This is a genomic window from Sphingomonas hankookensis, assembly GCF_022664465.1.
Classification (GTDB): domain Bacteria; phylum Pseudomonadota; class Alphaproteobacteria; order Sphingomonadales; family Sphingomonadaceae; genus Sphingomonas; species Sphingomonas hankookensis.
Window position 1 is genome coordinate 20752 of record NZ_JAKREV010000004.1, and the last position, 22644, is coordinate 43395.

The following is a 22644-nucleotide window of genomic DNA, read 5'->3' on the forward strand; positions in this document are numbered from 1 at the left end:
GCGCGTCCGCCATGGGCCATCCTGACCTCGCCATCTATGACATGGACAAGACCATCACCCGCGTCGCGACATGGACGCCGTTTTTGCGCCATGCGCTGAAGGAGCGGGGACGCGGCGCGCTGTGGCTGCTGCCGATCGCCGGAGTCGCGGTCGCGGGCTATGCCCTGAAACTCTATGGCCGCGACCGGTTGAAGGAGATGACGCACCGGCTGGTGCTGGGGCGCGCGGTACCCGATGCGCGGCTGATCGAGACGGCGCGCGCCTTTGCCCGCGCGACGGTCGCCACCGGGCTGCTCGACGGGGCGCGGGCGCGGATCGAGGCGGACCGGGCGGACGGACGAATGCTGGTGCTGGCGACCGCATCCTACCGTTTCTATGCGCAGGAGATCGCACAGCTGCTCGGCTTCGACGCGGTCATCGCCACCGACTGCGCGCGGGGGCAGGGTGGCGACGTGCTGTCGCGGATCGACGGCGAGAATTGCTATGGCGCGGCCAAGCTGCGCGCGATCGAGGCATGGGCGGCGGGGCAGGGGATCGCGCGGGGCGATGTCGCCGTGCGCTTCTACAGCGACCATGTGTCCGACGCCCCGGTGTTCGACTGGGCCGACGAGCCGTTTCCGGTCAACGCCCATGCGCCGCTGAAAGCGCTGGCGCGCAAGCGGGGCTGGCCGGTGCTCGACTGGCGTAGATGACGCTATGGGTGGGGAAATCGGAATGGCGCGGCTCGTGATGGACCCAGGATCGATCGGGTAAACGTTACGCGCCGCGAACGGTTCAATTTTTGTGAGCGAGCGCTCACTTTTTCTGCGGACCGAGCCGTTTCGCGTTCGCCGTCGCCTTGGCATGGATCGGGGTCAGCGCGCGTCCGCCGGCACCGATCATGCCCGCGGCCAACCGCATCGCGCGGTCGTTGCCCGCCGCCATCCGGCCGGCACTCGGCATGCGCCCCGCGGTGCCGATCGACCAGGCATCCTGCATCGTCTGCATCCACAGCGTCTGCATCGCCGCCATGTCGTGCGCCAGCGAGTCGCCCGCCTTGGCGAAGGCCTGCGCCTTTTCGGTGACCATGCCGGTCAGTTCGACGTGATCGGCGGTCCAGGGATTTCGCATCCCCGCGTCGATCATCGGCATCCGCCGGTCGATCACCACGGCGGACGCCGCCATGGTTTCCCACAGGCGCAGGCTGGTCTTCGCGGCATCGGTCCAGATTTGCCACCAGGCGGTCATCGGCGTCGTCATCGATCGTCTCCCCAGACGGGTGCAGCGCCAACGCCCTACGCGATGGCGGGACTTTACGCCATGGCAGTCATCGTGGGTTGACCCGCATCCTGCCGCATTGCAGCAAGTGTGCCCATGACGACTCTGCCCCCCATCACGAACAATCCCGACATCCGCTTCCTCGGCCGGCTGCTGGGCGATGTCATCCGTACCTATGGTGGCGACGCGTTGTTCAAACGGATCGAGCATATCCGTTCGACCTCGGTCGACCGGCATCGCGGGGTGGCGGGGGCCGACGGGATCGACCTCGGGCTCGACAGCCTCAGCCTCGACGACACCATCGCGTTCGTGCGCGGGTTCATGCTGTTCTCGATGCTCGCCAATCTGGCCGAGGACCGGCAGGGGATCGCCGCCGAACCGGGTGCTGATGTCGCGACCGCGATCGAGAAGCTGGCCGCCGAGGGCATTGGGCGCGACGCGGTCCGCGCGTTGCTCGACCAGGCGCTGATCGCGCCGGTGCTGACCGCGCACCCGACCGAGGTGCGGCGCAAGTCGATGATCGACCACAAGAACCGCATCGCCGACCTGATGCTGCTCAAGGACCACGGCGCCGAGGAGACGCCCGAGGGCGACCGGGTGGACGAGGCGATCCTGCGCCAGATCGCGTTGCTGTGGCAGACCCGCGTGCTGCGGCGCGAGCGGTTGTACGTCGCCGACGAGGTCGAGACGGCGCTGAGCTATCTGCGCGACGTGTTCCTGCCGACGCTGCCCGCGCTCTATGCGCGGTGGGAGCGGGTGCTGGGCGAGCGGCCGCCATCGTTCCTCAAGCCCGGCAGCTGGATCGGCGGCGACCGCGACGGCAACCCGTTCGTCGATGCCGCGGCGATGCGGCTGGCGCTGGCCAAGGCGGCCGAGGCGGTGCTCGGCTATTATCTCGACCAGCTCCACAGCCTCGGCGCCGAGCTGTCGATCTCGACCAAGCATGTCGCGGTGGACGAGGCGATCGCGGCGCTGGCCGACAAGAGCGGCGACAATGCCGCCAGCCGCGCCGACGAACCGTTCCGCCGCGCGATCAGCGGCGTCTATGCGCGGCTGGCGGCGACCTACCAGAAGCTCACGGGCAAGGCCGCGCCGCGTCCGGGCAATTTGACCGGCGAACCCTATGCCGACCCCGCCGCGTTCCGCGCCGACCTCGCCACGCTGGCGCGCGGGCTGGTGCAGGAGGGCAATGGCCCGTTGTCGACCGGCGGTGCGCTCGGCCGTCTGATCCGCGCGGTCGAGACGTTCGGGTTCCACCTCGCCACGCTCGACATGCGGCAGAACAGCGTGATCCATGAGAGCGTCGTCGCCGAACTGCTCAAGGTCGCCGGCGTCGAAGGCGACTATGTCGCGCTGGACGAGGAGGCGCGGGTGGCACTGCTGCGCCGCGAGCTGGAGAGCCCGCGTCCGCTGGTCAGCCCCTATGCCGACTATTCGGAGCAGACCGCGTCCGAGCTGGCGATCCTGCGCGCGGCGGCCGATGCCCATGCGCGCTATGGGCGCGAGTGCATCCGCCATTACATCGTGTCGATGGCGCAGTCGGTATCGGACCTGCTGGAGGTCCATCTGCTGCTGAAGGAATCGGGCCTGTACGTGCCGGGCGAGACGCCGCAGGCGCATATCATGGCGATCCCGCTGTTCGAGACGGTCGCCGATCTGGAGGCCGCACCCGAGATCATGACCAAGTGGCTGAAGCTGCCCGAGGTCGCGGCGATCACCCGCGCGCGCGGCCATCAGGAAGTGATGATCGGCTATTCCGATTCGAACAAGGATGGCGGCTATCTGACCTCGACGTGGCAGCTGTCGAAGGGATCGACCGCGCTGGCGCCGGTGTTCGAGGAAGCGGGCATCGGCATGCAGCTGTTCCACGGGCGCGGCGGTGCGGTCGGGCGCGGCGGTGGGTCGTCGTTCGCGGCGATTCGCGCGCAGCCGCACGACACGGTGCAGGGCCGCATCCGCATCACCGAACAGGGCGAGGTGATCGCGGCAAAGTACGGTACGCGCGACAGCGCGGTCACGAACCTCGAGGCGATGACGTCGGCGACATTGCTCGCCAGCCTCGAACCCGAGATGCTGGCGCCCGCCGATGCGGCGCGGTTCGCGGCGGCGATGGACCGGTTGTCGGATACCGCGTTCAAGACCTATCGCGACCTGGTCTACGGCACCGACGGCTTCACGACCTTCTTCCGACAGGCGACGCCGATCGCCGAGATCGCCGGCCTGAAGATCGGATCGCGCCCGGCGAGCCGCAAGAAGTCCGACGCGATCGAGGATTTGCGGGCGATCCCGTGGGTGTTCAGCTGGGCACAGGCGCGGATCATGCTGCCGGGCTGGTACGGGGTCGGCGCGGCGCTGACCGGGTTCGAGGACAAGGGGCTGCTGCGCGAAATGGCAAGCGCGTGGCCGCTGTTCGCCGCGACGCTGGCCAATATGGAAATGGTGCTGGCCAAGTCCGACATGGACGTCGCCGCGCGCTATGCGGGCCTCGTCGAGGACAAGGCGCTGTCGGAGGCGATCTTCGGCCGCATCCGCGACGGCTGGCAGGCGACGCATGACGGGCTGCTGTCGGTGACGCGCCAGACGCGGCTGCTGGAGAAGAGCCCGGCGCTGGAAGCGTCGATCCGGCTGCGTACGCCCTATATCGAGCCGCTGAACCTGTTGCAGATCGAACTGCTCAAGCGGCATCGCGCGGGCGAGGCGGATGCGCGGATCGGTGAAGGAATTTTGTTGTCGATCAACGCGATAGCAACTGCGTTGCGCAATAGCGGGTGAGGCAAAGTTTACGAAATTGACACTCGCGACGGTTTTACGCGTTGGGTTTGGCCGGTCCAAAGTTCACTAAGTTCACACTCGCGACGGTTTGTTTTCCGGTCGTATCCCCGCGCAGGCGAGGATCCAAGGTTGCTCGTCATTGCCGGTAGCGATCGTGGCTCTGGACCCCCGCCTGCGCGGGGGTACGGTTGGGGCGAGGTCGTTCTCCCCCGTCGCCCCGGATCAAGTCCGGGGTGACGAAGGGATAGCCGGCGATGTCAAAGAACCGCCGGAGCCTGACAGAGCGCCGCCGTGTAGGAAAGCGCATCCTGCGGGGTGATCGTGCGGACTGCGTATCCCATATCGGACCCAGGAGGACGTATGGCGAAGCCCGCAACGCTGTATCGCATGGTGATGCCCGATCATGTCTGTCCGTTCGGCAGGCGTGCGCTCGATCTGCTGCGGCGGGAGGGGTATGCGGTCGAGGACCGACACCTGACGACGCGAGAGCAGGTCGATGCATTCAAGGCCGAGCATGGCGTGAAGACCACGCCGCAGACCTTTGTCGATGGCAAGCGGATCGGCGGGCATGACGATCTGCGCCGGTTCCTCGGCAAGCGGGTCCGCGATCCCAAGGCGACGACCTATGCGCCGGTCGCGGCGATCTTCGGCATGGCGGCGGCGATCGCCGGAGCCGCGAGTTTTTCGGCGTTCGGCGATGTGTTCACGATGCGGGCGGGGGAATGGTTCGTCGGCATCGCGATGTGCCTGTTATCGTTGCAGAAGCTGCGCAATATCGACGGGTTCGCCAACGGGTTCCTGAACTACGACCTGCTGGCGCAGCGGGTGGTACGCTATGCATGGGTCTATCCATGGGCGGAGGGGCTGGCCGGCGTGCTGATGATCGCGGGCGCGCTGTTGTGGATCGCGATTCCCGTCGCGCTGGTGATCGGGACGATCGGCGCGGTGTCGGTGGTGAAGGCGGTCTATGTCGACAAGCGCTCGCTGAAATGCGCGTGCGTCGGGGGGAATAGCAACGTGCCGCTGGGGTTCGTGTCGTTGCTGGAGAATGTGTTGATGGTGGCGATGGCGCTGTGGATGTTGGTTCGGATGTAGCAGAAGGTTTGTTCACGCGGAGGCGCGGAGGAGGTCGCGCCAAGGACCAACGCCTCCCGCGTCAGCGGGCCCGGTGCAAGTTGGCACCGCCCGGAAGCGTCTCCCGCACGCGGGCGATTTCCCGCGCACGCAACCTCTCCGCGCCTCCGCGTGAACCATGCTTCTTTTGGCGACGGACGCGCGTCGTCACAAGCTGGCGCTATGGGCCGCCCTATTCGAACTCCACCGCGATGTTGTCGATCAGGCGGGTCGTGCCGAGCTTTGCAGCGGCGAGGAGGCGGGCCGGCTGGCCGCGTACCGGGTCGGCCAGCGTCTCGGCGTCGACCAGCGTGACGTAATCGGGATCGAAGCCCGCACGGGTCAGCGTCGCGATGGCGGCGGACAGGGCGGTCGCCACGTCGTCGCCGCGCTCGATCGTGCGCTTCGCCTCGCCCATCGCGCGCGGCAGGGTGACGGCGCGGGCGCGTTCGCCCTCGTCGAGATAGATGTTGCGCGACGACAGGGCGAGGCCGTCGTCCTCGCGCTGGGTCGGCACGCCGACGATCTCCACGGGCAGGTTCAGGTCGGTGGTCAGGCGGCGGATGACGGCGAGTTGCTGGAAATCCTTTTCGCCGAACAGCGCGACGGCCGGTCGGATCTGTCCGAACAGCTTGGTCACGACCGTGGCGACTCCGTCGAAATGGCCGGGGCGGTGCGCGCCGTCGAGGACGTCGCTGACGCCTGCGACGCTGATATTGGTGGCGAAGCCCGCCGGGTACATTTCCTCGGCATCGGGTGCCCACAGGATGTCGACGCCGGCGTCGGACAGCATCTGCGCATCGGTCGCCTCGCGCCGGGGATAGCGGGCGAGGTCCTCGTTCGGGCCGAACTGTTTCGGGTTCACGAAGATCGAGACGACGACGCGAGGAGCATGGCGGCGCCCGGCGTCGACCAGCGCCATGTGCCCGGCATGGAGCGCACCCATGGTCGGAACCAGCGCCACGGCCTCGCCCGCTTCGGCATAAGCCGCGAGCGCTTCCTGCAGCGCTTCCAGTCGACGGATAATTTGCACGGCCGATGGCCCTTCGATATGGACGGGGGAGGCGGCTTCTATGGGGCAAGCCGCTACGGATCAACAAGCTTGGGTTAGTGCGCTTTGGACGAAGCTTCGGATCGGTTGCACGTTATCGTGTTCGCCAATGAAAAGGGCGGCACCGGCAAGTCGACGACGGCAGTCCATGTCGCCATCGCGCTGGCCGCAAAGGGCGCGCGCGTCGCGTGTTTCGACCTCGACCATCGCCAGCGGACGCTGGGCCGCTATCTCGACAATCGGGCCGAGACGATCAAGCGGACCGGGCGCGACCTGCCGATGCCGATCTATGAAACGCATGACGGCGAAAGCATGGCGTGGTTCAACGACTGTCTCGGCCGGCTGGGCGAGCAGGCGGAATATATGGTCATCGATACGCCGGGGCGCGACGACCGCTTCGCGCGGATCGCGGTGACCAACGCCGACACGCTGGTCACGCCGATGAACGACAGCTTCGTCGATTTCGACCTGATCGGACAGGTCGATCCCGACACGTTCAAGGTGACCCGGCCGTCCTTCTATTCCGAGCTGATCTGGGAAACGCGCAAGCATCGCGCGAAGATCGACGGGTCGACGATCGACTGGGTCGTGCTGCGCAACCGGTTGCAGCATATCGAGGCGCGCAACATGCGCCGCGTGTCGGAGGCGATCAACCAGCTGTCGAAGCGGGTCGGGTTCCGCGTGACGCCGGGCCTGTCGGAGCGCGTGATCTATCGCGAGCTGTTTCCGTCGGGGCTGACGATGCTCGATCGCAACGATCTGGGCGAAATGGGTCTGGCGCATGTCGCCGCGCGGCAGGAACTGCGCGAGATGATGGGCGGGTTGCAGCTGCCCGAACCGGCCGGCTCGCGCGCCATCGCCTGAACCGATGGTCAAGCTGATCCTGATCGTCGCGATCGTGCTGGCCTTCTGGCTGTGGCTGCGTGCCAAGCCGAAAAAGGTCGGCGACGAGGTGGAGGCGCGGGCGATCCTGGGGGTCGGGCGCGATGCGAAACCGGGCGAGATTCGCGCGGCGCACAAGCGGCTGATGCAGGCGGTGCACCCCGACCGGGGCGGGTCGGCGGATCTGGCGCGGCGGATCAATGCGGCCAGGGATGTGCTGCTGGGGCGGTTGCGGCATTGAGGGGGTAGAAGGTTGTTTTCACGCGAAGGCGCTAAGACGCGAAGGGTGTTGCGCTTGTGGCGATCCTTTCGCGATCGGAAGACCGCATCGCTCGCTGCAGCCATCGATAGAGGCCGCTGGCGCGGGTGACGTTGCGCGGGACGCAACTCCTCCGCGTCTTCGCGCCTTCGCGTGAAAACGTCCTTTCTTCTTCCAAAAAGACGCCTCTACTCAGCCGGACCGCTTGCGCCTAAAGTCGCCGGCCCAAAGCCGGCAGGATCGATCTATGTCCCATGAGTTCCACCCGAGTTCGCTGCGCGAATACGACATTCGTGGCATCGTCGGGCGGACGCTGGGCGTCGAGGATGCGACCGCGATCGGGCGGTGTTTCGCGACGTTGCTGCGGCGGGCCGGCGGGACGCGTGTCGTGGTCGCGCGCGACGGGCGGGTATCGTCGCCCGAGATGGAGGCGGCGTTGGTGAAGGGACTGACGGCGAGCGGGGTGGACGTCGTCCGCATCGGCCTCGCGCCCACGCCGATGCTATATTATGCCGAGGCGATGCTGGAGGTCGATGGCGGCATACAGATAACCGGCAGCCATAATCCCGCCGATTACAACGGCTTCAAGATGGTGATGCAGCATCGGCCGTTCTTCGGGGACGATATCGCGCGGCTGGGGAAGATGGCGGCGGCGGGCGAATGGGACGACGGGGAAGGCTCCGTTTCGGACCATGATTTCACCGACGCCTATGTCGGGCGGCTGGTCGCCGGCTATGCCGGGGGCAGCTATCGCATCGGCTGGGACACCGGCAACGGCGCCGCCGGGCCGGTCATCGAGGCGCTGGTCCGGCATCTGCCCGGCGAGCATCATTTGTTGTACACCGATGTCGACGGCCATTTTCCCAATCACCATCCCGATCCTACCGAAGAACAGAATTTGGCCGATCTACAACGGCTTGTCGCCGAAAAGCAGCTCGACTTCGGACTGGCCTTCGACGGGGACGGCGACCGGATCGGCGCGGTCGACGGGCGAGGGCGGGTGCTGTGGGGCGACCAGCTGCTCGCGATCCTCGCCGAACCGGCGTTGAGAGAGACGCCGGGGGCCACGATCATCGCCGACGTGAAGGCCAGCCAGGCGCTGTTCGACCGGATCGCCGAGCTGGGCGGCGTGCCGCTGATGTGGAAGACCGGGCACAGTCCGATGAAGACGAAGCTGCGCGAAACTGGCGCGCCGTTGGCGGCGGAAATGTCCGGGCATATCTTTTTCGGGGGCGACGATCACGGGTTCGACGATGCGCCCTACGGTGCGGTGCGGCTGATCCGTGCGATCCATTTGAGCGGGCGGTCGCTGACCGAGTTGCGCGATGCGATGCCCGAAATGGTGAACACGCCCGAGCTGCGGTTCAAGGTGGGCGAGGAGCGCAAGTTCGCGGTGGTCGAGGAAGTGCTGGCGCGGCTGCAGGCGGCGAGGGCGGAGGTCGACACGACCGATGGCGCGCGGGTGACGACGGCGGATGGCTGGTGGCTGCTACGCGCGTCGAACACGCAGGACGTGCTGACCGCGCGGGCCGAGGCGCGCGATGAAGCGGGGCTGGCGCGGTTGCTGGCGGAGGTCGATGCGCAGCTGGCGGCGTCGGGGGTGGTGCGGGGGTAGGGCGTTCGCACTCACCCTCACCCTTCCGCGGCTGCGCCGCTCCCTCCCTCTCCCAGCGGGAGAGGGAAGGGGCCCGCCCGGCGCAGCCGGGTGGGAAGGGTGAGGGTGCTTCGTCCCGCCGGGGTGGCTTTTCCGCCCGCGACACGCCATCTGACCCTTATGGCCCAAGCGCAGATCATCCGTGTCGTCGACCTCGAAACCACGGGGCAGGCCCCGCCGGTGCATGGCGTATGCGAGGTGGGCTGGCAGGACGTTGCGCTGGGCGACGATGGGCGCTGGGAATTGTCGGGCGAGGGTGGCGCCTATTTCGTCAATCCCGGCCGCCCCATCCCGGCGGTGACGCAGGCGGTGCACCATATCCTCGACGAACAGGTCGCCGACGCGCCGTGGTGGCAGGATATCGCGCGGCGGGTGCTCGATCCCTACCCCAAGCGGCTAGCGCTGGCGGCGCATCGCGCGGATTTCGAACAGAAATTCTGTACTGCGCAGCTTACCCACGGCGCCGAGTGGATCTGTACGTGGAAATGCGCGCTGCGGCTGTGGCCCGACAGTCCGGGGTTTTCGAACCAGATGCTGCGCTATTGGCGCAAGCCGTACGGGATCGAGCATGAGCGCGGGCTGCCGGCGCACCGCGCGTTTCCCGATGCCTATGTGACCGCGTTCCACCTGCGCGACATGCTGAACGAGGCGTCGGTCGCGCAACTGCTCGAATGGTCGCGCCAGCCCGGGCTGTTGCCGCGCGTGCGCTACGGCCCCGATCGCGGGCGGGCGTGGACCGAGATCGACGACGATTCACTCGACGGCTTCCTGACCGATCGCGACGAGGATGTCCGCTTCACCGCCGAAACCGAACTGGCGCGGCGGCAGGGCGGGGGCGAGGTGAAGCGGACCCGCAACGACTGGCTGCTGCTGTGACGCGGACGCCGATGCAGGTGGTGCGGGTGCATTGCCCGGTGTCGGGAAACGTGCTGGCGCGATTGCAGGCGGGCGAGGCGGCGGCGCTGGCCGACGATCCGGTGTTGGCGGCGGTGGTCGACGTGATCCGGGGCAGCGAGGTGCTCGGCGCGGTCGGGCCGTATCGCGGGGTGTTCGAACTGGGGTTCGGGCTGGAGAGCTTCGTGCCCGGCACGGACGCGGTGCCGGCGACGGGGCGTGCCGGTGCGGCGGAGGTCGTGGCGACGGTGGTTGTGAAGAGCTATGCCGCCGCGGGGGCGGATATCGGCGCGGAACTGGCGGCGATCGTGGCGGTGCATCCGTGGGAGGTGCCGGTGGCCGAGGTCGGAGTGGTGGAGATGGTGGGGCGGTAGGGCCTCTGCCTACGTCCGTCTTTTTCCTGCCCTATCCGTTTGCTTCGAGCGTAGGTTCGAGCTTGTCGAGAACCGAAGTCGAGAAGGGGGTGCCCCAAGCTATCCGTTCTCGACGGACGCTTCTCGACAAGCTCGAAGCTGCTCGAACCGAACGGTGTCGTGCTGAGTGGGGGGTAGGTAGCTTACCCCATCCGCCCGCCGAGCAGCGATCTCGCTCCTTCCAGTGCCACCCCGAACACCAGATGCGCCGTCGCGCCATAGGCGTGGGTGGCGGCGTCGGTGTCCCATGGCGCGCTGCCCAAACCGACCGCGGGGACGGTCGCTTCGTCGAGCAGCAGTGAGGTCGCGACGCCGTACACGCTGCCGAAGCCGGCCGCGGCGCCGGGGCGGTATTCGGTGAGGACGCCGTACAGCCCGCCCAGCGCCGCGCCAGTGAGATAGTGGACCGCCTGTCCCGCGGGCGCGCGATAGGCGTCGGGCACCTGCTGGCCGGTGGTGGCGATGGCGACTTTGTCGGCGGCTTTCACCGTGGCGGGGTCGTCGTCGCTCTGGTCCTGTCCGAACGGCTTGGCGGCGATCGACTGGAACGCGGCCATCGCGGCGGAGGCGATCACGCCGGCGGCGATGCCGGCGAACAGGCCGAGGACGGGGCGGGGGTGTGACATGAGCGGTGCTCCGGCAGGGGAACAAGGGTAACGGTCGGGGTGGCTGGGGTTTCCGTCGTAGGCCGGCTCGGTGCGGTTTGCACGTGCGGGCGCTGCTGCACCGCGTATCCCCGCGGAGGCGGCGGGTCAGACGGGCCGAACGTGCGCGGGGTGCGCTATGAACCCGTATCCCCGCGAAGGCGGGGATACGGAGCCACGAACGGTGGCGCTGCTTGGCTCTGGACCCCCGCCTGCGCGGGGGTACGGTTAGCGAGGCGTCCCTCCACTGCAACGAGCGTCACCCCAGCGCAGGCTGGGGTCTCTTGCGGTGAACACACCGCGCCATCAACGGGAGACCCCAGCCTGCGCTGGGGTGACGATGTTGGAGATCGGGCTGATTACTTCTCCAGCGCGTTCCACGCCGCGACGAACGCCCGTGCGCGTTCGCCGACGGTTTCCGCGTCCATCCCCGGCACGTACAGCGCCGAGCCGAGGCCGTAGCCGGCCGCCCCGGCCTGATGCCAGTCGGCGAGCACCGACGGCACGATCCCGCCGACCGGCAGCATCCGCACGTCGCGCGGCAGGACGGCGCGCATCGCCTTCATGACCGCCGGGCTGGCGGCCTCGGCGGGGAAGAGCTTCAGCGCGGCGGCACCCGCTTCCAACGCGGCGAAGGCTTCGGTGGGGGTGGCGATGCCGGGCATGGCGACCAGCCCGCGTTCTGCCGCCGCCGAGATCACCGCCGGGTTGGCGTTGGGCGAAATGATGAGCGTGCCGCCCGCCGCCTCGACCCGTTCGACCTGCTCGACGCCCAGCACCGTGCCGGCACCGACCGCGGCATAGCCGGCCAGCTTCTCCGACAGGCGGGTGATGCTTTCATAGGGATCGGGCGAGTTGAGCGGGACCTCGACGATGGTGAAGCCGGCGTCGAGCAGCGCGTCGCCGATCGCCTCCACCTCATGCGGCTGGACGCCGCGCAGGATCGCGACCAGCGGGCAGCGGGCGAAGGCGGCGTCGAAGGTGGCGATGTGGCTCATGCGGACAACTTTCGAATCTGGGTGATACCGGCGATAAAGGCAGCCTCGCACCCGCTGACAAGGGCGCGGCCGCCCAGCGTTTCGATCGCGGTGGCATAGAGGGTGGCGAGATCGCCGTCGGCGACGAGGTGGACGTCGCGCCCGCCATCGATCCGCGCGGCGACGTCGCTGCCGATCAGCAGGCCGCTGGCATAGGAGGCGGCATGGGCATCGTCGCGCAGACCCAGCACATGCGACGCGCGGATGCCGAACAGACTGGCGGCGAGATCGCGCTTGGCCCCTTCCCGGACGCCGTCGCGAAACGCGTCGTCGGTGGTCACGGGGGCGGCGAGCTGGGGCGCGAGGACGCCGTTCGCGCGCAGCAGGGCAAAGAGTTCGCCGGTCATCGCGGTGGTGAAGGCGGCGATGCGGTTGCCCCGCAGCTCGACCCATTTGCAGTGGGTGCCGGGCTGGCAGAGCAGCGCGTCGGCGGGGACCTGTCCGGCGAGCGCGGCGCCGAGCAGCTGCACCTCCTCGCCGCGCATCACGTCGCCGCGCGGGCCATCGGTGAACGACAGGCCGGGTACGATCGCAGTACGGTCGTCGATCCATGTCAGCTTGGCGGCGATGGCGTCGAGCCCCGCCGGGACCGCGACATAGGGGGCGACGCGCCAGCCGATCGTCGATCCGACCATGCCCGCCATCAGCACGGGCAGGTCGCCCAGTTCCGCCCGGATCGCCGCCAGTTCGGCCGGATAGGCATCGGCGGGGGTGGTCGACACCCCCTGTGCCGAGCGCAGCGTCGCAGCGATGCGCCCGTCCTCGACACGGTAGGCGCGGCGGTTGGTCGTGCCCCAGTCGAGGGCGAGGAACGGGCTCACCACCACGTCGCGTAGAGCGCGATCAGGATCAGGACCACGCCGACCCCGGCGATGTTGAACCCGGTCGAGGTGCCGAAGCGCACGCCGTCCATCGTGATCCGGTTGGCATCGCCGCGCCCCTTCATCGCCAGCGACAGGACGACCGCGAGGCCGAGGCTGAGCAGGAATACGATCCCCATCCGGTCCATGAACGGAATGCCCGGCGCGACCGTGCGGAACAGCCACGACAGCAGGACCGACGCGACCGCCGCGCCGATCGCACCGGCTTCGGTCGCGCGTTTCCAGAACAGGCCGAGCAGGAAGATGACGGTGATGCCCGGCGTGAAAAAGCCCGAGAACTCCTGAATGAACTGGAACGCCTGATCCGCGCCGCCCAGCAGCGGGCGGGCGGCGACGATCGCGATCAGGATCGCGACGGTGGCGGCAATGCGGCCGATGCGAACCAGCTTGCGCTCCATCGCCGCGTCCATCGCCCCGCTCTGGCTGGTGCGCTTGGCATAGAGGTCGAGGGTGAAGATCGTCGCGATCGAATTGATCTTTGACGCGGTCGACGCGATGATCGCGGCGATCAGCGCAGCGAAGACGAGGCCGAGCAGCCCCGAGGGCAGCAGCCGCATCATCGTCGGATAGGCTTCGTCGGGCTTGGCGAGGTCGGGCGCGAGGACCACGGCGGCGATGCCCGGCACCACGATCACCAGCGGCATCAGCAGCTTCAGATAGGCGGCGAAGACGATGCCCTTCTGCGCCTCGGGCAGCGACTTGGCGGCGAGCGCGCGCTGGATGATATACTGGTTGAACCCCCAATAGCTGAGGTTGGCGATCCACATGCCGCCGATCAGCACCGACAGGCCGGGCAGGTCCTTGTAGAAGGGATTGTCCGCCGACAGAATCATGTCGAACTTTTCGGGCGCGCGGCGGGTCAGTTCGGCGAAGCCGCCCAGCACCCCGGCATCGCCACCGATCTGCGACAGCGTCAGGTAGGAGATGGTGAGACCGCCGAAGACCAGCAACGTGACCTGCACGATGTCGGTCAGCGCCACCGCCTTCAGCCCGCCGCGCAGCTGGTAGAGCAGCGCGAACAGGCCGAGGCCGACCAGCGCCACCGTCTGATCGACGCCCGCAACCTGCGTCACCGCGATCGAGCCGAGCCAGATGATGCTGGTCAGGTTCACGAAGACGTACAGCGCCAGCCAGAACACCGCCATCAGCGTGCGGATCGACGGGCCGTACCGCTGTTCGAGGAACTGCGGCATCGTGTAGATTTCGTTGCGCAGGAAGATCGGCAGGAAGAACTTGCCGACGATCAGCAGCGTCAGCGCCGCCATCCATTCGTACGATGCGATGGCGAGGCCGATGGCATAGCCCGATCCGGCCATGCCGACGATCTGTTCGGCCGAGATGTTGGCCGCGATCAGCGACGCGCCGATCGCCCACCACGGCAGCGACTTGGAGGCGAGGAAATAATCGGAAGAGTCCTTTTGATGGCCTCCCTTGTCGCGGCTCACCCACTGCGCGAGGCCGAAAATGCCGATCGCGTAGACGATCACTACGACCAGATCGATCGTCGACAGACCCATGGTTATTCCTCCCCGCCCTCTGGCGCTTTGGCACGGACAATTATACGACGAATACGATGTGTCCAGCACGAAGCGGCACATGGGCGACGGGAGAAGGTACGGACCATGGCGGTGCGGATGAGCGGGATGCCCGGTGGGAACCTGACCCGGTCGATGCTCGACACGCTGGGCCGGGCGATCGTCACCGGCGAATATGACGACCGCCCCTTTCCGACCGAGGCCGAGATCGGCAAGACGCACGGCATCAGCCGGTCGGTAACGCGCGAGGCGGTGAAGATGCTGACCGCCAAGGGGCTGGTGAGCGCCCGGCCGCGGCAGGGGACGGTGGTGCGGCCGGCATCGTCGTGGAACCTGTTCGATCCCGATGTGCTGCACTGGCTGCTCGACCGCAAATTCTCGGTCGAGTTGCTGCGCCAGTTCAACCAGCTGCGCATCGCGATCGAGCCGGAGGCGGCGGCGCTGGCGGCGGTGGCGGCGGATGCGGACGATCTGGCGCGGATCGGGCAGGGGCTGGCGCGGATGGCGGCGGCCGAACGGGGCGAGGATGACGCCCTTGACGCCGATATTGATTTCCACGTCGCGATCCTGCTGGCGGCGAAGAACCCGTTCTACGCCCAGTTCCGCGAGATGGTGGCGACCGCGCTCAACACCTCGATCCGCTTCACCAACACCATCGTCGGCCGGTCGGCCAGCGTCGAGCAGCACGCCGCGGTGGCGGATGCGATCGCGGCGCGCGACCCGCTGGCGGCGCGCGATGCGATGCGCGCGCTGATCGGCGATGTGCTGGTGCTGATCGAGGTGCGGGGGGAGGGGTAAAGGTTCGCAGCCAACCCAAGTACCCCCGCGCAGGCGGGGGGCCAGGGTTACGAGCGTAACCGGTGGTCTGCTTGGCTCTGGCCCCCCGCCTGCGCGGGGGTACGGTGAGCGCTGGGAAAACTATTTCAACCGCTCGGCATGCCAGCGGATATGGTCGGGGAGGAAGGTGGAAATGAAGTTGTAGCTGTGGTCGTAGCCCGGCTGCATCCGCAGCGTGCAGTCGATCCCGGCGTCGGCACACGCCTTTTCCAGCAATTCCGGTCGCAATTGCTCGGAAAGGAAGTTGTCGGCATCGCCCTGATCGATCAGGATTTCCTTCACCCGCGCGCCATCCTCGATCAGCGCGACCGCATCGGCGCCGCGCCATGCCGAACGGTCGTTGCCCAGATACCCGCCCAGCGCCTTTTCCCCCCATGGCACCTGGCTCGGGGCGACGATCGGCGCGAAGGCGGAGATCGAGCGGAAGCGATCGGGGTTGCGCAAGCCGATCGTCAGCGCGCCGTGCCCGCCCATCGAATGGCCGGTGATCGACTGGCGGCTGCCGTCCAGCATCGGAAATTCGGCAGCGATCAGCGCGGGCAGCTCGTCCTCGACATAGGAACGCATGCGGTAATTCTTGGCCCACGGTTCCTCGGTCGCGTCGACATAGAAGCCCGCGCCCAGCCCGAAATCCCACGCCCCGTCGGGATCGTCGGGCACGCCGTCGCCGCGCGGCGAGGTGTCTGGGGCGATGAAGGCGATGCCGTGTTCGGCGCAGGCGGCGCGAAACTCTCCCTTGTCGGTGACGTTGGCATGGGTGCAGGTGAGGCCGGAGAGATACCACAGGATCGGCGCACGCTGTCCGGTTTCCAGCGGCGGTACGAACACCGAAAAGGTCATCGTCGTGCCGGTGGCGGTCGATTCATGGGCATAGACGCCCTGCGTGCCGCCATGGGCGCGGGCGGTCGAAACGGTTTTCATGAACGCTCTCCGTAACTGGTTGCGCTTGCGCTATAGGCGAGGGACGGTTCGCAGGGGTAGCGGTTCCCGCCCCCTCGACAGGACGGGGCGGATCGTCGACAGGAACGGGCATGGCGCGGCTGATCCTGCTCAACAAACCTTACGGCGTGCTGTCGCAGTTTACCGATCGCGGGACCGAGGGCGCGCGGGCGACGCTGTCGGACCATGTCGCGGTGCCCGGCGTCTATCCCGCCGGGCGGCTGGACCGCGACAGCGAGGGGTTGTTGCTGCTGACCGACGATGGCGCGTTGCAGGCGCGGATCGCCGACCCGCGGTTCAAGCTGCCCAAGACGTATCTGGTGCTGGTGGAAGGGGCGCGGGACGAGGGGGCGCTGGACGCCTTGCGGCGCGGGGTAACGCTGAACGACGGGCCGACCCGTCCGGCGGAGGTCGCGGCGATCGATCCGCCCGACCTTTGGGAGCGGGTGCCGCCGGTGCGGTTCCGCAAGTCGGTGCCCGATCACTGGTTGTCGATCACCATCCGCGAGGGGCGCAACCGGCAGGTGCGGCGGATGACCGCCGCGGTCGGACTGCCGACGCTGCGGCTGGTGCGCTGGCAGGTCGGGGGGTGGAGCGTCGAGGGACTGGCACCGGGGGAATGGCGGGAGGTGGTCGCTTGATCCGTATCCCCGTTCAGGCGGGGATCCAGAGCTGCGAGCGTCGCCACTTGTAACTCTGGATCCCCGCCTGCGCGGGGATACGGTTTTTGTGGATCGAACCATCCGCCAATGCCGTCACCCCGGATCAAGTCCGGGGTGACGATACGGAGAGCCAGCGCAGCGCCCCTCACGCCGCGTTCTGGTCGATCCCCAGTTCGCCGAGCTTCCGATACAGCGTCGAGCGCCCGATCCCCAGCCGCCGCGCGACCTCGGTCATGCGGCCGCGATAATGGCCGATGGCGAGGCGGATGACGTCGGCCTCGATCTCCTCCAGCGCGCGCAGATTGCCGTCGGCGCGGAACAGGGTAACGCCGCCGGCGACGTCGCGGCGCTGGGCGGGGAGGGCGGGTTGCGGCGCGCCGCCCTCGGCGATCTGCGCGATATGGGGGAAGTCGGCGCGGGTCAGCGCGTCGCCGTCGCACAGCACCGCCGCGCGGAACAACGCGTTCTGCAACTGGCGGACATTGCCCGGCCACGCATAGGTGCCGAGCAGCGCGATGGCATCGTCGGTGATGCCCAGCTGGCGCAACCCTGGCTGCTGCGCGATCCGCGCCATCAGGTGGCGGGCGAGCGCGGGAATGTCACCGGTGCGCTCGCGCAAGGGCGGGATCGTCACCTGTACGACGTTCAGGCGGTAATACAGGTCCTCGCGGAAGCGCCCGGCCTCGACCTCCTGCGTCAGCGTCTTGTTGGTGGCGGCGACGACGCGGACGTCGACCTCGCGGGGATGGCGCGCGCCGACAGGGTGGATTTCGCCCGATTGCAGCACGCGGAGCAGCTTCACCTGCGTCTCGAACGGCATCTCGCCGATCTCGTCGAGGAACAGCGTGCCGCCGTCCGCCTCCTGAAACCGGCCGATCTTGCGTTCGAACGCGCCGGTGAACGCGCCCTTTTCATGGCCGAACAGCTCGCTTTCGACGAGGTTCGCGGGGATGGCGCCGCAATTGACGCGGACCATCGGCTTGCGTGCGCGGGGGCTGGCGGCGTGGATCGCATCCGCCACCACTTCCTTGCCGACGCCACTTTCGCCTTCGATCAGCACGGGCACACGCGCGCGTGCCGCCTTGGCCGCGATGGCCAGCGCGGCGCGGAATTGCGGGGCGGCGCCGACGATCTCGTCGAACGCCAGCGACATCGACAGTTTTTCGGTGAGCGGGCGCAACTCGCCGCGCGCTGCCCCGCCGACCGCGGCTTCGAGGGCGGCGAGCAACCGTTCGGCGGCGATCGGCTTGACCAGAAAGTCGCTGGCGCCGGCACGCATCGCCGCGACCGCGCCGGCAACCGATTCGTTGGCGGTGAGCATCAGGATCGGCAGCGCCGGGCGGTTGCGGCGCAGCTCGGCGATCAATGCGGTGGCATCGGCATCCGGCGACCAGTCGTCGAGCAGTACCGCGTCCAGCGCCATGCCGTCGGGCGTGCCGAGCGTGGCGAGCGCGGCTTCCGAATCGCCCGCGAACACCGTCCGCCACCCGCGACGCCCCGCGATCGCCGCCACCAGCCGGCGCTGCGCCGGTTCGTCGTCGATCACCATCAGCAGCCTTTGCCCGTCGCGCGTCATCTGCTGCCCCACGTCCCTAATGTCCCGTAACGGTGCAACCATGCGCCAACGTTCGTAAAATTCGGCTTAAGCGTGCGATCGGACCGCCGCATCGCGTCGCGGCGGATCAGCGATTTCATGCACCGCACGTGCGGGGTTGGCGCGTCGGATGGTGCGCGCTAGTCTGCACGCCAACGAAACGAACATGAGAGGAGCTTCGATGGCGATCGACGGCCGCCCGCCCGCGCATGCCGGGACCTATACCGGCTTTCTGCGCTGGTTCACCTGGGGTGCGGTGGTGTGTGCCGCGCTAGCTGCGTTGGTCATCTACCTGATCGCATCCTGACGTGAAGCTCGCGCTTCTCGCCGAACAGGCCGCCGGCGAACGCCGGGTCGCCGCGACGCCGGAAACGGTGAAGAAGCTGATCGGCCTGGGGGCCGAGGTGGCGGTGGAAGCGGGGGCGGGCGTCGGCGCGTCGATCGACGATGCCGCCTATACCGCGGCGGGTGCCAGCGTCGGCACGCGGGCGCAGGCGATCGCCGATGCCGATATCCTGCTGGGCGTCGCCGGGCCCGCCCCCGACAGCCTGACCGGTGCGAAGCCGGGCGCGTGGCTGGTCGCCGGGCTCAATCCGTTCGGCGAGCGGGCGCGGGTCGATGGCTATGCTGCGCTCGGCATTGAGGCGCTGGCGATGGAATGGATGCCGCGCATCACCCGGGCGCAGTCCATGGATATCCTGTCGTCGCAGGCGAACCTTGCGGGATACAAGGCGGTATTGGATGCGGCCGCAGAATATGGCCGTGCCTTTCCGATGATGATGACCGCAGCGGGCACGATCAGCGCGGCGCGGGTGTTCGTGATGGGCGTCGGCGTGGCGGGGCTGCAGGCGATCGCGACCGCAAGGCGGCTGGGCGCGCAGGTCAGCGCGACCGACGTGCGATCGGCGACGAAGGAACAGATTCAGTCGCTCGGCGCCAAACCGATCTTCGTCGAGAAGGTGGCGGGGATCGAGGGCGAGGGCGCGGGCGGCTATGCCGGCGAGATGAGCGCGGAATATCAGGCGGCGCAGGCCGAGCTGGTCTCCGCGCATATCGCCAAGCAGGACATCGTCATCACCACGGCACTGATCCCCGGCAAGCCCGCACCGCGCCTCGTCAGCGACGCGCAGGTCGCGTCGATGCGGCCGGGCAGCGTGCTGGTCGACCTCGCGGTCGAACAGGGCGGCAATGTCGAGGGCGCGGTCGCGGGCGAGGTGGTGGTGCGCCACGGCGTCAAGATCGTCGGCCATCGCAACGTGCCCAGCCGGCTGGCGGCGGATGCTTCGGCACTGTTCGCGCGCAACCTGTTCAATTTCCTGTCGGCCTATTGGGACAAGGATGCCGGACGCCCGGTACTGCCCGCCGACGACGAGGTGACGCAGGCGATCCGCCTGACGCAAAACGGGCAGGTGGTGAACGCGCGCCTGACCGCGTGAAGGGGGGAAGATGGGTCTGTTCAGCAGTCACGAGGTCGATCCGGCCGAAATCCACGAGAAATACGGCCACGCGCTGATCGCGGGCGAAGAGGTGCTGGCGGCGTTCCGCTCGCTGCGCGACACCGCGTTCCTGACCAATTTTCGTTTCGTGCTGGTCGATGTGCAGGGGATTACCGGCTCCAAGATCGCGTTCCGCAGCGTGCCGTACCGGTCAATCACCAGCTTTTCGGTGGAAAGCGCAGGCACGTTCGACCTCGACAGCGACCTGCATGTGTGGGTGACCGGACAGGCGACGCCGATGGTGCTGAAGGTCAGCCGCAATGCCGATCCGGCGGCAATCCAGCGGTTGCTGGCGGAACTGGTGTTGGGGAAGCGGTGAGCGAAACGCCCTCTCTTGTCCTCCCCGGCACGGGGAGGGCGGCCGGCGCAGCCGGTGGAGGAGCGCGCGCGCGTGATACGATAGCCACCCCAAATCCTCCCTATGCGCAGCATGGGGAGGGGGACCGCGCGAAGCGTGGTAGAGGGGCCTCGACCGTCCGGCAAGCGCGTCGGCTAAGGCGAGAGATGAGCTTGCCGGAAGTGCTGCTGTGGCAACGCCTCCGCCTTGAATCGCACGGGCTCAAGTTCCGCCGACAGCATCCGATACTGACCTACATCCTCGACTTCTACTGCGCCCGAGCCAGGCTGGCGATTGAGATCGACGGCGAAGCGCATGATCGCGGAGATCGGCCTGCGCGGGATGCCAAGCGCGATGCGGCGATCACTGCGCATGGTCTGACCATCCTCCGTATCCCCGCCCGTGACCTCCTGACCGATGCCGACACCGCAGCCGAAGCGATCGTGGCCACCGCGCTGCCCCTCCACCCCCGGCTACGCCGGCGGTCCCCCTCCCCAAGCATGCTTGGGGAGGATTTGAGCCGGCCCCCTCTCCCTTCCGGGGAGGATTCCATCCCCGTCCTACAGGAATAACCCGATGGACTTCCTCTCGATCCTGTCGATCTTCGTCCTCGCCTGCTTCGTCGGCTATTATGTCGTGTGGTCGGTGACGCCGGCGCTGCATACGCCGTTGATGGCGGTGACCAATGCCATCTCCTCGGTCATTATCGTCGGTGCGCTGATTGCCGCCGCCGCGGCGGGTGTGCCGGGGGCGAAGTGGCTGGGGCTGCTGGGCGTGGTACTGGCCAGCATCAACATCTTTGGCGGGTTCGCCGTCACCGAACGCATGCTCGCCATGTACAAGAAGAAGGGGTGAGGGGGATGCACGAGGCCGCACCGGTCAATCCATGGGTCGCGCTCGCCTATCTGATCGCGGGGGTGTGCTTCATCCTCGCGCTGCGCGGGCTGTCGTCGCCCGCCACCAGCCGACGGGGCAATCGGCTGGGCATGGTCGGCATGGGGATCGCGGTGCTGACCACGATCTTCACCCATCTGCCGCTGCAGGAGGTGACTGTATTCGCTCCAGCCGCTGACTATACTTACTGGATGCAACTGACGCTGATCGACAGCGTCACCTTCGCCGAAATCCTTGCCGCGATCGCCATCGGCGCGGTCATCGGCCTGACCACCGCCAAGCGCATCGCGATGACGGCGATGCCGCAGCTGGTCGCTGCGTTCCACTCGCTGGTCGGCTTGGCGGCGGTGCTGGTCGGGGTCGCGGCGTATCTGAACCCGCAGGCGTTCGGCATTTCGTCGATGGTGATCCCGATGATCGGGCAGCCGTTCGCGGTCATCAATCCGGTCAGCAAGGTCGAAATGGGGCTGGGCGTCGCGATCGGTGCGATCACCTTTTCGGGATCGGTCATCGCCTTCCTGAAGCTCAATGGGTCGATGTCGGGCAAGCCGATCCTGCTGCCCGGCCGCCATGTCATCAACCTCGCCACGCTGGCGGCGATCCTGTTCCTCGTCGCGCAGTTCGCGCATGGGCAGGAAGGCTGGCCGTTCTGGGCGGTCGTCGTGCTTTCGTTCGCGATCGGGTTCCTGCTGATCATCCCGATCGGCGGGGCGGACATGCCGGTCGTGGTGTCGATGCTCAACAGCTATTCGGGATGGGCCGCCGCCGCGATGGGCTTCACGCTCGGCAACACCGCGATGATCGTCACCGGCGCGCTGGTCGGGTCGTCGGGCGCGATCCTCAGCTACATCATGTGCCGCGCGATGAACCGCAGCTTCATCAGCGTGATCGCCGGCGGGTTCGGTGCGACCGACAGCGGCGGGGGCGGGGCGGCGGCAACCGACCGGCCGTGGAAGCGCGGTTCGGCCGAGGACGCCGCGTTCCTGATGCAACAGGCCGAACAGGTCATCATCGTCCCCGGATACGGCATGGCGGTGGCGCAGGCGCAGCACGCGCTGCGCGAGATGGGTGACAAGCTGAAGGAGCATGGCGTCCGCGTGAAATATGCGATCCACCCGGTCGCGGGGCGGATGCCGGGGCATATGAACGTGCTGCTGGCCGAGGCGAACGTGCCCTATGACGACGTGTTCGAGCTGGAGGATATCAACAGCGAGTTCGCGCAGACCGACGTCGCCTTTGTCATCGGTGCCAACGACGTGACCAACCCGGCGGCGAAGACCGACAAGACCTCGCCGATCTACGGCATGCCCGTCCTCGACGTCGAAAAGGCCAAGACGGTGCTGTTCATCAAGCGGTCGATGGGCGGCGTCGGCTATGCCGGGGTCGATAACGAAGTCTTCTACCGCGACAACACGATGATGCTGCTCGCGGATGCGAAGAAGATGGTCGAGGAGATCGTGAAGGCGATGGACTGAGCCCCACGGGGCTCGCCA

At 67.8% G+C, this 22644-nt stretch carries 24 protein-coding genes; 16 read left to right on the forward strand and 8 right to left on the reverse strand.

Translation table 11 applies throughout. The features are described 5' to 3' along the window. Positions 1-11 precede the first annotated feature (11 nt). Positions 12-692: an HAD family hydrolase gene (locus tag MF610_RS11655; protein WP_242196636.1), complete on the forward strand. Its 681-nt coding sequence runs from the start codon at positions 12-14 to the stop codon at positions 690-692. 103 nt (positions 693-795) lie between these two features. On the opposite strand, the gene MF610_RS11660 is transcribed toward MF610_RS11655, so the two are convergent. Then, a complete protein-coding gene (locus tag MF610_RS11660) occupies positions 796-1239 on the reverse strand; it encodes a hypothetical protein (protein ID WP_242196638.1) in 444 nt (147 codons plus the stop codon). 114 nt (positions 1240-1353) lie between these two features. On the opposite strand from MF610_RS11660, the gene ppc reads away from it, so the two are divergent. Continuing rightward, positions 1354-4029: a phosphoenolpyruvate carboxylase gene (ppc, locus tag MF610_RS11665; RefSeq protein ID WP_242196641.1), complete on the forward strand. Its 2676-nt coding sequence runs from the start codon at positions 1354-1356 to the stop codon at positions 4027-4029. A 360-nt stretch (positions 4030-4389) separates the two neighbouring features. Beyond that, complete coding sequence (locus MF610_RS11670) at positions 4390-5124, forward strand: glutaredoxin family protein (RefSeq protein WP_242196644.1); 735 nt, start codon at positions 4390-4392, stop codon at positions 5122-5124. A 211-nt stretch (positions 5125-5335) separates the two neighbouring features. Here the strand turns inward: MF610_RS11670 and panC are convergent, their stop codons facing one another. Continuing rightward, the gene (panC, locus tag MF610_RS11675) at positions 5336-6175 is read right to left on the reverse strand and encodes a pantoate--beta-alanine ligase (RefSeq protein ID WP_242196648.1); all 840 of its coding nucleotides are present in this window, start codon (positions 6173-6175) and stop codon (positions 5336-5338) included. 84 nt (positions 6176-6259) lie between these two features. Here panC and MF610_RS11680 point away from each other — a divergent pair, with 84 nt between their 5' ends. The 5 genes from MF610_RS11680 (at position 6260) to MF610_RS11700 (ending at position 10256) form a co-directional block, all read left to right on the forward strand. Then, complete coding sequence (locus MF610_RS11680; RefSeq protein ID WP_242196651.1) at positions 6260-7057, forward strand: division plane positioning ATPase MipZ; 798 nt, start codon at positions 6260-6262, stop codon at positions 7055-7057. Positions 7058-7061: 4 nt separating this feature from the next. Next, positions 7062-7316, forward strand: a complete 255-nt coding sequence (locus MF610_RS11685) for a J domain-containing protein (protein ID WP_242196654.1) — start codon at positions 7062-7064, stop codon at positions 7314-7316. 265 nt (positions 7317-7581) lie between these two features. Further along, positions 7582-8949 carry a phosphoglucomutase/phosphomannomutase PgmG gene (pgmG, locus tag MF610_RS11690; protein ID WP_242196657.1) on the forward strand — a complete coding sequence of 456 codons (1368 nt, stop codon included), beginning with the start codon at positions 7582-7584 and terminating at the stop codon, positions 8947-8949. A 159-nt stretch (positions 8950-9108) separates the two neighbouring features. Continuing rightward, on the forward strand, positions 9109-9864 hold the full coding sequence (locus MF610_RS11695; RefSeq protein WP_242196660.1) for an exonuclease domain-containing protein: 756 nt from the start codon (positions 9109-9111) through the stop codon (positions 9862-9864). Then, a complete protein-coding gene (locus tag MF610_RS11700) occupies positions 9861-10256 on the forward strand; it encodes a hypothetical protein (RefSeq protein WP_242196663.1) in 396 nt (131 codons plus the stop codon). Before MF610_RS11695 ends, MF610_RS11700 begins: the two co-directional genes overlap by 4 nt. Before the next feature lie 182 nt (positions 10257-10438). On the opposite strand, the gene MF610_RS11705 is transcribed toward MF610_RS11700, so the two are convergent. The 4 genes from MF610_RS11705 to MF610_RS11720 form a co-directional block, all read right to left on the reverse strand. Further along, on the reverse strand, positions 10439-10921 hold the full coding sequence (locus MF610_RS11705) for a DUF1440 domain-containing protein (RefSeq protein WP_242196666.1): 483 nt from the start codon (positions 10919-10921) through the stop codon (positions 10439-10441). A 377-nt stretch (positions 10922-11298) separates the two neighbouring features. After that, a complete protein-coding gene (locus tag MF610_RS11710) occupies positions 11299-11937 on the reverse strand; it encodes a 2-dehydro-3-deoxy-6-phosphogalactonate aldolase (protein ID WP_242196669.1) in 639 nt (212 codons plus the stop codon). Then, positions 11934-12797: a 2-dehydro-3-deoxygalactonokinase gene (locus MF610_RS11715; protein ID WP_339328526.1), complete on the reverse strand. Its 864-nt coding sequence runs from the start codon at positions 12795-12797 to the stop codon at positions 11934-11936. Before MF610_RS11715 ends, MF610_RS11710 begins: the two co-directional genes overlap by 4 nt. Continuing rightward, positions 12794-14374, reverse strand: a complete 1581-nt coding sequence (locus MF610_RS11720; RefSeq protein ID WP_242196672.1) for a sodium/sugar symporter — start codon at positions 14372-14374, stop codon at positions 12794-12796. Before MF610_RS11720 ends, MF610_RS11715 begins: the two co-directional genes overlap by 4 nt. 105 nt (positions 14375-14479) lie before the next feature. Here MF610_RS11720 and MF610_RS11725 point away from each other — a divergent pair, with 105 nt between their 5' ends. Continuing rightward, the gene (locus tag MF610_RS11725) at positions 14480-15190 is read left to right on the forward strand and encodes a FadR/GntR family transcriptional regulator (protein WP_242196675.1); all 711 of its coding nucleotides are present in this window, start codon (positions 14480-14482) and stop codon (positions 15188-15190) included. Between the two features lie 120 nt (positions 15191-15310). On the opposite strand, the gene fghA is transcribed toward MF610_RS11725, so the two are convergent. Beyond that, positions 15311-16150, reverse strand: coding sequence for an S-formylglutathione hydrolase (gene fghA / locus MF610_RS11730; protein WP_242196678.1), 840 nt, complete (start codon positions 16148-16150; stop codon positions 15311-15313). 110 nt (positions 16151-16260) lie between these two features. On the opposite strand from fghA, the gene MF610_RS11735 reads away from it, so the two are divergent. Continuing rightward, positions 16261-16809, forward strand: a complete 549-nt coding sequence (locus MF610_RS11735) for a pseudouridine synthase (protein ID WP_242196681.1) — start codon at positions 16261-16263, stop codon at positions 16807-16809. A 166-nt stretch (positions 16810-16975) separates the two neighbouring features. Here the strand turns inward: MF610_RS11735 and MF610_RS11740 are convergent, their stop codons facing one another. Next, on the reverse strand, positions 16976-18406 hold the full coding sequence (locus tag MF610_RS11740) for a sigma-54-dependent transcriptional regulator (RefSeq protein WP_242197548.1): 1431 nt from the start codon (positions 18404-18406) through the stop codon (positions 16976-16978). 199 nt (positions 18407-18605) lie between these two features. Here MF610_RS11740 and MF610_RS11745 point away from each other — a divergent pair, with 199 nt between their 5' ends. The 6 genes from MF610_RS11745 to MF610_RS11770 all read left to right on the forward strand — a co-directional run bounded on the left by MF610_RS11745 (position 18606) and on the right by MF610_RS11770 (position 22626). Then, positions 18606-18731, forward strand: coding sequence for an aa3-type cytochrome c oxidase subunit IV (locus MF610_RS11745; protein ID WP_242196684.1), 126 nt, complete (start codon positions 18606-18608; stop codon positions 18729-18731). Position 18732: 1 nt separating this feature from the next. Further along, positions 18733-19860 carry a Re/Si-specific NAD(P)(+) transhydrogenase subunit alpha gene (locus tag MF610_RS11750; protein ID WP_242196686.1) on the forward strand — a complete coding sequence of 376 codons (1128 nt, stop codon included), beginning with the start codon at positions 18733-18735 and terminating at the stop codon, positions 19858-19860. Positions 19861-19870: 10 nt separating this feature from the next. Next, positions 19871-20239 carry a PH domain-containing protein gene (locus MF610_RS11755; RefSeq protein ID WP_242196689.1) on the forward strand — a complete coding sequence of 123 codons (369 nt, stop codon included), beginning with the start codon at positions 19871-19873 and terminating at the stop codon, positions 20237-20239. A gap of 185 nt (positions 20240-20424) precedes the next feature. Then, the gene (locus MF610_RS11760) at positions 20425-20829 is read left to right on the forward strand and encodes an endonuclease domain-containing protein (protein ID WP_242196692.1); all 405 of its coding nucleotides are present in this window, start codon (positions 20425-20427) and stop codon (positions 20827-20829) included. Positions 20830-20833: 4 nt separating this feature from the next. Continuing rightward, positions 20834-21112 (forward strand): NAD(P) transhydrogenase subunit alpha part 2, encoded by a 279-nt coding sequence (locus MF610_RS11765; RefSeq protein WP_055757824.1) that lies wholly within the window; start codon positions 20834-20836, stop codon positions 21110-21112. A 5-nt stretch (positions 21113-21117) separates the two neighbouring features. After that, a complete protein-coding gene (locus MF610_RS11770; RefSeq protein ID WP_242196695.1) occupies positions 21118-22626 on the forward strand; it encodes an NAD(P)(+) transhydrogenase (Re/Si-specific) subunit beta in 1509 nt (502 codons plus the stop codon). Positions 22627-22644: the final 18 nt, after the last annotated feature.

What these genes read in the sequence shown, in the direction of transcription:
- MF610_RS11655 (WP_242196636.1), top strand. Translation starts at nt 12, where the DNA reads ATGGGCCATCCTGACCTCGCCATCTATGACATGGACAAGACCATCACC.
- MF610_RS11660 (WP_242196638.1), bottom strand. Translation starts at nt 1,239, where the DNA reads ATGACGACGCCGATGACCGCCTGGTGGCAAATCTGGACCGATGCCGCG.
- ppc (WP_242196641.1), top strand. Translation starts at nt 1,354, where the DNA reads ATGACGACTCTGCCCCCCATCACGAACAATCCCGACATCCGCTTCCTC.
- MF610_RS11670 (WP_242196644.1), top strand. Translation starts at nt 4,390, where the DNA reads ATGGCGAAGCCCGCAACGCTGTATCGCATGGTGATGCCCGATCATGTC.
- MF610_RS11685 (WP_242196654.1), top strand. Translation starts at nt 7,062, where the DNA reads ATGGTCAAGCTGATCCTGATCGTCGCGATCGTGCTGGCCTTCTGGCTG.
- pgmG (WP_242196657.1), top strand. Translation starts at nt 7,582, where the DNA reads ATGTCCCATGAGTTCCACCCGAGTTCGCTGCGCGAATACGACATTCGT.
- MF610_RS11695 (WP_242196660.1), top strand. Translation starts at nt 9,109, where the DNA reads ATGGCCCAAGCGCAGATCATCCGTGTCGTCGACCTCGAAACCACGGGG.
- MF610_RS11705 (WP_242196666.1), bottom strand. Translation starts at nt 10,921, where the DNA reads ATGTCACACCCCCGCCCCGTCCTCGGCCTGTTCGCCGGCATCGCCGCC.
- MF610_RS11710 (WP_242196669.1), bottom strand. Translation starts at nt 11,937, where the DNA reads ATGAGCCACATCGCCACCTTCGACGCCGCCTTCGCCCGCTGCCCGCTG.
- MF610_RS11720 (WP_242196672.1), bottom strand. Translation starts at nt 14,374, where the DNA reads ATGGGTCTGTCGACGATCGATCTGGTCGTAGTGATCGTCTACGCGATC.
- MF610_RS11725 (WP_242196675.1), top strand. Translation starts at nt 14,480, where the DNA reads ATGGCGGTGCGGATGAGCGGGATGCCCGGTGGGAACCTGACCCGGTCG.
- fghA (WP_242196678.1), bottom strand. Translation starts at nt 16,150, where the DNA reads ATGAAAACCGTTTCGACCGCCCGCGCCCATGGCGGCACGCAGGGCGTC.
- MF610_RS11735 (WP_242196681.1), top strand. Translation starts at nt 16,261, where the DNA reads ATGGCGCGGCTGATCCTGCTCAACAAACCTTACGGCGTGCTGTCGCAG.
- MF610_RS11740 (WP_242197548.1), bottom strand. Translation starts at nt 18,406, where the DNA reads ATGACGCGCGACGGGCAAAGGCTGCTGATGGTGATCGACGACGAACCG.
- MF610_RS11745 (WP_242196684.1), top strand. Translation starts at nt 18,606, where the DNA reads ATGGCGATCGACGGCCGCCCGCCCGCGCATGCCGGGACCTATACCGGC.
- MF610_RS11755 (WP_242196689.1), top strand. Translation starts at nt 19,871, where the DNA reads ATGGGTCTGTTCAGCAGTCACGAGGTCGATCCGGCCGAAATCCACGAG.
- MF610_RS11760 (WP_242196692.1), top strand. Translation starts at nt 20,425, where the DNA reads ATGAGCTTGCCGGAAGTGCTGCTGTGGCAACGCCTCCGCCTTGAATCG.
- MF610_RS11765 (WP_055757824.1), top strand. Translation starts at nt 20,834, where the DNA reads ATGGACTTCCTCTCGATCCTGTCGATCTTCGTCCTCGCCTGCTTCGTC.
- MF610_RS11770 (WP_242196695.1), top strand. Translation starts at nt 21,118, where the DNA reads ATGCACGAGGCCGCACCGGTCAATCCATGGGTCGCGCTCGCCTATCTG.